A 6,945-nucleotide genomic window follows, 5' to 3' on the forward strand; every position below is an offset into this window, starting at 1 on the left:
GGTCCTGGGACGGCGGCCACGGGGCCGGTGGGCGGCGGGCGTCAGCCTGGCGGGACCTCAGCCCTTCTGCTCGGGCGTCTGCTTCATGCCGTCGACGATCGCGCGCTCGGTGATGGCGCTGATGCCGCGGACGGTGCCGGGCTTGATGACGACCCCGTCCTGGGTGACCGACTTGACCTGCACGGTCCGCTCGCCGAGGAAGACGTGGGTCTTCTTGTCGAAGATCCACTCCTCGCGTGCGCCGCTGGTCTCGTCCAGCCGTGCCACCGCGACGCCCGAGCGGCCGAGCCCGTCCTTGGCGTCGTTCACCACGACCACGCCCGGGATCTTCGCGGCGGCCTTGAACAGGGCCGAGTAGAGCTCCGCGGGCGGGTAGCTCTCGACGAGCAGGTCACCGATCGTGGTGAACGCCTCCTGGTCGGGGGTGTTGCCCCGCCCCGCGGTCTCCTTGTAGATCAGCTTCAGCAGCTCGTCGGGGTCGGTGGTCTGCCGGGCCAGGAAGTCGTACGACGGGTGGTTCAGGCCGGCCTCGGGGGTGTTGCCCCGCTCGTCGGGCAGGCTCAGCGTCTCGCCCTCGGAGCTGTCGTTGACGGCGGCGTCGATCAGCCAGCCCTTGGTGCCGTCGGCGGACTGCCAGACCTGTCGCCGGTGCAGCGCGTAGCTGGCGAGGCTGCTCTCGTCGCCGACCGTCTTCACGAAGGTGCCGGACGTCTGGGACTCGATGTAGACGTACTGACCGGGCTCGACCGTGGGGTGGGTCTCCTCGGCCGCCGCCAGCGAGGCCTGGTCGAGCAGCTGCGGCAGGCCCTTGGTGGTGGTGGCGCCGACGGGGACGGTCACCGCGGGTCCGGTGGCGAGACCACCGCTGTGCACGCCGCTGTCGATCAGCAGCGTCCCGGCGACGACCGCGCCGGCCAGGGCCATCGCGGGCAGCACGAACGCCGGGCGCAGCAGGCGGAGCCCTCGGGGCTTCGGCTGGGCGGGGGCGGCCTTCGTGGTGCTCGTGTCCCGCTGGGTGTCCTGCTGGATGTGGGCCATCAAGCGCTCCTTGTGGAACTGGTGACGGCCCGCCGGGAGATCGCGCGCAGTCTGCGGGAGGAGAGGCGCGCTCTCCTCCCACTCGGCCGGACTCTGCCGGGACTGGGTCGCTTTCATCGATTTCCTTCCGATACGGGCCGGATCGAGTGGATGTGTTCTCCTCTTGTCTGTCGATCCGGCCGGCCGAGTTCCCGATTTCCTCGTACGGGTTCTCCCGCGCGTTCTTCGGCGCGGTGGTCCGTGGACGGGACCGGCGCCGCCCGGGCGGCGGGTCGGCCGCCGAGTTCGGCCTCGGTGAGTTTGCGCAGCCTGGCGCGTGCGCGGGAGAGGCGTGAGCGCACCGTTCCGACGGCGATGCCGAGCGCCTCGGCCGCGGCCGTGTACTCCAGCCCCTCCCAGAGGCACAGCGTCAGGACCTCGCGCTCGGGTCTGCGCAGTGCGGCGAGCGCGCGCAGCGCGGCGGCGATACGCCGTCGGTCGTCGAGCCGGCCCGCCACCTCGTCGGCGTGGTCGGGCAGCGCCGTCTCGGCCTCCGCGGCGGCGTTCGCCGCGGCCCGGTAGCGCCGGTTGCTGCGATGGTGGCCACGGGCGACGTTGATCGCCACGCCCAGCAGCCACGGCCGCAGGCTGCCGCCCTCGGCGTCGACCCGGTCGCGCAGCCGCCACGCCTCCATGAAGGTCTCGGCCATCACGTCCTCCGCCGCGGACCAGTCGGCGGTGAGGCGGAAGGCGTGGTTGTAGACGGCGCGTGCGTAGCTGTCGTACAGCTCGGCGAACGCGCTCGGATCCCCGGCCCGTATCCGGGTACGCATGTCAGTGCTCACCTTCATTAGCTGCCGATCCGCGCACACCGGGTTCCCGTGATCCGCCTCACACGCGGGGCGGCGGAGGTGCCGTCGGGCCGCCACTCCTTCGACGCGGTCCGGCCCCCGGCGGGCACGACTCGCCGAGATCCGCGACGACGGTCCGCCTCGGCACGAGAGAGACGACAGACCCTCTCCAACTGCTGACTGGGCTGCTGCGGCCGGTAGTTCAGAGTTCGGTCCCCGGCCTCACCCGGCGCGCTGTCCGGCACGCAGGACGCTCAGATAGCGGCGTGACACCCGGTCGCCCATCCGTGTGCGGATGCGCTCGGCGATGGCGTCGAGCAGGGGCTCGCGGACGTCGCGGGCGAGCCTGCGATACAGCGACGTCGAGCGAAGGAGGTCGGCGAAGCCGTCCCCGTCGAACCACTGAACGGCTGGGTACCAGCGCACGATCGTCGGGCCGAACAGTGCTCCGGGATCGTCGACCAGGCCCCAACCGTGGTCGGTGGTGCGCACGTCGTCCTCCAGCGGCGGATGACCCCAGTCGGGGTTCCCGGGGCAGAACCGCTCGTGGAGATCGGCGGTCTCGGCGTACACCTCCGGCTCTCCCTGCCTGCGGACGACGACGTTGCCGAGCAGCGCCGTCCAGCCTCCGGGGCGGAGCACGTCGTGCGCCCGCTGCCAGCCGATCGACGGGTCGACCCAGTGCCACGACGACGCGGCCACGAGGACATCGAAACGTCGGCCGCGGTCGTCCCACTCCTCGAACGTCGACGTCTCGACTCCGACGTTGCGGAAGGCGGCGATCCGCCGCTGGGCGAGTGCGGCCATGTCCGCGCCCGGCTCGATGGCGGTCACCGGGCATCCGAGCGCTGCCAGTGAGCGAGTCGCCTGACCGGTACCGCAGCCCACCTCCAGCACCGACGACCTTTCGTCCATGCCGGTGACGGCGGCAAGGTCCGCGAACAGCTCGTCGGGATAGCCCGGCCGGACCCGGTCGTAGAGTTCCGGCACCTCGTTGAACACCCGTCCGAGGGCGGGTGGATTCGGGCGCACCACCGGGTCATCAGCCACGAACGCACAACCTATGAGGCTCGTCCGCGAAGACGCCACCGGATTACCGGCAGCCGATAGGGTGTTTTGTGTCGATTGGGGGTACACGGCATCCATGATCGACGAAGCACACACCGTATTGGCCGTTTCCTCCGCCGGTGCCCTGTGGTTGGTGGTGGCGGGTGTTGCCGTGGTCGCCGTCCTGGTCGCGGCGTTCGTCGTCGGCAGCCGGCGCTCCGCCCGACGCGAGGTGTCCACCCCCGCGCCCAGGGCCGCACAGGTGCGCCAGGAGGTGGCTGACCCCGCACGCCGCGGCGATGGATGGAGCACCCCCGAAGACGACCCCGAGCAGGGTCACCCCCACCGCTGATCTCGCGCGTTCGCCGGGTGCGCCGCCGGGCTGCCGTTCCCGGCGCTGCGCGGTGATCGCCGCGAGCGCCGGCGGCGGCTGTGAGCAGGATGCCCGGCCCGCCGAAGTCCGGGGAGCGCGAAGGAATCTTCCCCGGTGACCCGGTGACCCGGCGCCGGGCGTTCGGTGCTGTATCCGTCGCATGGTGCTGAAGGTATGGGGTACTGGGTCGTATGGGTCCATTTCGGATGATATGAGGTTTTTGTCATGGCGATCCGGCACCACGTCATCGAGCGGCCGCCCGAAGCGGTGTGGGCCGTGCTGGAGAACCCCGGGCTCTACGGCGAGTGGGTGGTGGGCACATCTGCATCGCGGCCGCTCGATGACCGGTGGCCGCAGGTCGATGCGTCACTTGAGTACTCGGTGAGCCTGGGCCCCTGGTCCTACGAAGGACGCACCACGGTGAGGCGGTTCGAGCCGCATCGCTGGCTGGAACTCGAAGCTCACACCGGCCGCCTGGGCACGGCCCGTATCGCCATAGAGGTGCGGCCCTGGGGCGGCCACACGTTGGTCATCGTGGACGAGCATCCGCTGCGCGGGCTGGGGGGTGCCCTGCACGCGGCGCCGCTCGATGTCCTCATCCAGCTGCGGCACCGCAGCATGCTCACCCGCCTCGCGGAAGTCGTGGAACGCATGACGTCCCCGGCCGCCTCCGCCGACGCACGGGCGCTGAAGGACGCCCACCTGCCGGGCGCGAGGAGCTGAGCATGCCGGACGCCGTGGTCATCGGAGCGGGCCCGAACGGCCTGGTGGCCGCGAACCTCCTGGCCGACGCGGGGTGGAGCGTCGAGATCCTCGAAGCACAGAGCGAACCCGGAGGCGCTGTCCGCAGCGACCGCGAAGTGCACAGCGACTACGTGAGCGACCTGTTCAGCGCCTTCTATCCGCTGGCCGCAGCGTCGCCGGTCATCCGCGGCCTGGAACTGGAGGCCCAGGGCCTGCGCTGGGCCCACGCACCGTCCGTGCTCGCCCATCCCCTCTCCGACGGACGCTGCGCCGTCCTCGAGCGGTCGAAGGAACAGACCGCGCGAGGGCTGGACGCCTTCGCCGCCGGGGACGGAGCCGCTTGGTCGCGGATGTGCAGCACGTGGGACCGGATCGGCCCAGACCTCCTGGACGCGCTGTTCACGCCCTTTCCGCCGATCAGAGCGGGCGCCCGCCTGGCGCTGCGCCTGCGCGGGCCGGTCGGGCTGCCCGTCGCCCGGTCTCTCGTGCTGCCCGCACGACGCCTCGGGGAAGAGGAATTCCACGGTGACGGCGCACGGCTGCTGCTGGCCGGGAACGCGTTGCACGCGGACCTGGCTCCGGAGACCGCCGGCAGCGGCGGCTTCGGCTGGCTGCTGTGCATGCTCGGCCAGCACTACGGCTTCCCGGTACCCGCAGGAGGCGCGGGAGGCCTGTCACGTGCGCTCGTACGACGCCTCGAACACCGCGGCGGCACCGTTCGCTGCGGTCAGCCCGTCCGCGAGGTCGTCGTGAGAGGCGGTCGCGCCGTGGGGGTGCGAACCGCGAGCGGGGAAGCGGTCCCGGTGCGCCGCTGTGTGCTGGCCGACGTCTGCGCACCCCACCTCTACGGCGAGCTGGTGGACGAGGAGCACCTGCCGCGCCACCTCCTCGACAGCATGCAGCGCTTCCAGTGGGACTTCGCCACCTTCAAAATCGACTGGGCGCTGGGCGGCAGGATCCCCTGGACCGCGAGAGCCGCCGCCGGCGCGGGAACCGTGCACCTGTCGGACAGTGTCGACGACCTCACCCGCTTCGCGGCCCAGCTCGCCATCGGCCAGGTGCCCGACCACCCCTTCACGCTGCTCGGACAGATGACGACCGCAGACCCCTCGCGCTCCCCGCAGGGAACCGAGTCCGCCTGGGCCTATATCCACGTCCCCCAGACCATCGCCGGCGACGCGGGCCAGGACGGCATCACCGGAACATGGGACGAGCGGGAACAACAAGCCATGGCCGACCGCGTAGAGCGCCAGGTGGAGCGCTACGCACCCGGCTTCCGCACCCGGATCCTGGCCCGCCGGGTCCTGGCGCCCACGACGCTTCAGTCCCTCGACGCCAATCTGCACGGCGGTGCGATCAACGGCGGCACGGCGAGTCTTCACCAACAACTGATCTTCCGTCCGGTGCCGGGCACCGGACGCCCGGAAACACCGGTCCGGGGCCTCTACCTGGCATCTGCATCCGCACACCCCGGCGGAGGCGTTCATGGCGCATGCGGCGCCAACGCGGCCCGCGCGGCGCTCCGCAGCACCGCTGCCACGGCTCGCGTCCTCAGCTCCGCGCAGCGGCTGCTCGCCGGGCGGCTCCGCATTCAGGAACCTCAAGACTGACCGGCAGCGCCCCGTGGCTGAGCACCGCACCCGCCGTGGCGGCAGGTCGCGCCGCCCGTCAATTCACGGTGCACCGCCACGAGCGCCCCGGCCCGATGGAGAACATGCCAAGGGTCGCGAACTGGACCCACTGCCGCATGACCCTGATCGGCGACGCGGCCCACGCCGCCTCGTCCAGCTCCGGACAGGGCGCCTCCATCGCCGCCGAAAGCGCCGTCGAACTTGCGCGCTGCCTGCGGGACCTGCCCTACGACCAGGCTTTCGCGGCGTACGAACAACTACGCCGACCCCGCGTCGAACGAATCATCAAGCTCGGCGCCCGCACGAACAGCAACAAGACTGCGGGCCCGGTCGGCCGCGCCCTGCGCGACCTCGTGATGCCGACGGCCATGAAGCTGATCAACCCGGAGAAGATGGCCTGGCAGTTCGACCACCACATCGACTGGGACGCGAAGGCAGCCCAGCTCACGTGAACTCCAGCCCGTCCGGCAACGGGCTGCTGCCCGTGCACAGGTCCAGCACCGCGCCTGGCGCCTGCCGGGTGGGGGCGATCGGTCACCCCGGGCCGCCTGAGCGTGGCCTAAGCGTCCCGACCCCTCGCCTTCCACGAGGTGCTCCACGCCCTGACCGTGGCAGCCTTCTCCGCGCACTACCTTGCCATCTCCCTGGCCGTCTACTGACCCCAGTGCTTGCAAAAAATCTGTTCTGGCTGGAGTAGACATTGGGAGATCGCGTGGTTATGGTTTCTCTCGTAGTCAGAGAGACAGCAGGGCCCGGCAGACACGAACTGCCAGGCAGTAGTACAGGCAGTTGCAGTTGGTAGGACGGTGCGGTGGTGGAGTCGCGAAGCCAGGGTTGTTGCAGGACGGCGACGGGGCTGACGACCGGACCGGGTGGCCCGCGGTGATCAGGGGCCGCCGCGAGCAGGACCGCAGTTGATGCAGTGGCAGTACCTGTAGTTGCAGTTCGCGGTATCCAGCAGTGAAGTTTGTGAGTGGTACCTCGGTAAATGGCGTCGGCTGCGGGCGCGCGTACCGGGAGGTTCGGCAGTGGGGTTCCAAGCCAGAGCAGACGCAGGACGGGCGACGGGGCTGGCTGCCGGAGAGTGGCGCTGGGAGAGGCCGCTGAGCGGTTTGCATCACCAGAAGTACGTAGTAGAGCAGTACCAGCAGTTGATTGATCCCAGAGGGAAAGAACGGAGGAGCGAGGCGCCATCAGGATCGCCCGGGCGGGATGGCTGAGCCCGGGTACCGCAGGACATCGATAGTGAGGTGGTCTCCGGTCGAGCAACCGCGATCCCCGC

Annotated in this window: 7 protein-coding genes; 4 read left to right on the top strand and 3 right to left on the bottom strand. The window is 70.6% G+C overall.

Annotation, left to right across the window (positions count from 1 at the left end; translation table 11 throughout):
* Nucleotides 1-57: 57 nt before the first annotated feature.
* The 3 genes from ACFWBT_RS40470 to ACFWBT_RS40480 form a co-directional block, all read right to left on the bottom strand.
* Complete coding sequence (locus tag ACFWBT_RS40470) at nucleotides 58-1,155, bottom strand: CU044_5270 family protein (protein ID WP_385709108.1); 1,098 nt, start codon at nucleotides 1,153-1,155, stop codon at nucleotides 58-60.
* A complete protein-coding gene (locus ACFWBT_RS40475; RefSeq protein WP_385709111.1) occupies nucleotides 1,152-1,850 on the bottom strand; it encodes an RNA polymerase sigma factor in 699 nt (232 codons plus the stop codon). Before ACFWBT_RS40475 ends, ACFWBT_RS40470 begins: the two co-directional genes overlap by 4 nt.
* A gap of 240 nt (nucleotides 1,851-2,090) precedes the next feature.
* A complete protein-coding gene (locus ACFWBT_RS40480; RefSeq protein ID WP_385709114.1) occupies nucleotides 2,091-2,918 on the bottom strand; it encodes a class I SAM-dependent methyltransferase in 828 nt (275 codons plus the stop codon).
* A gap of 94 nt (nucleotides 2,919-3,012) precedes the next feature.
* On the opposite strand from ACFWBT_RS40480, the gene ACFWBT_RS40485 reads away from it, so the two are divergent.
* From ACFWBT_RS40485 to ACFWBT_RS40500, 4 genes are all read left to right on the top strand, one after another.
* Nucleotides 3,013-3,267, top strand: a complete 255-nt coding sequence (locus ACFWBT_RS40485) for a DUF6479 family protein (protein WP_385709117.1) — start codon at nucleotides 3,013-3,015, stop codon at nucleotides 3,265-3,267.
* A gap of 246 nt (nucleotides 3,268-3,513) precedes the next feature.
* Nucleotides 3,514-4,011: an SRPBCC family protein gene (locus ACFWBT_RS40490; protein ID WP_385709119.1), complete on the top strand. Its 498-nt coding sequence runs from the start codon at nucleotides 3,514-3,516 to the stop codon at nucleotides 4,009-4,011.
* Between the two features lie 2 nt (nucleotides 4,012-4,013).
* On the top strand, nucleotides 4,014-5,642 hold the full coding sequence (locus ACFWBT_RS40495; RefSeq protein WP_385709122.1) for a phytoene desaturase family protein: 1,629 nt from the start codon (nucleotides 4,014-4,016) through the stop codon (nucleotides 5,640-5,642).
* Nucleotides 5,643-5,746: 104 nt separating this feature from the next.
* Nucleotides 5,747-6,115 (top strand): FAD-dependent monooxygenase, encoded by a 369-nt coding sequence (locus ACFWBT_RS40500; protein WP_385709125.1) that lies wholly within the window; start codon nucleotides 5,747-5,749, stop codon nucleotides 6,113-6,115.
* Nucleotides 6,116-6,945: the final 830 nt, after the last annotated feature.

Origin of the sequence: Streptomyces sp. NPDC060027 (genome assembly GCF_042737005.1) — a bacterium.
Lineage (GTDB): Bacteria > Actinomycetota > Actinomycetes > Streptomycetales > Streptomycetaceae > Streptomyces.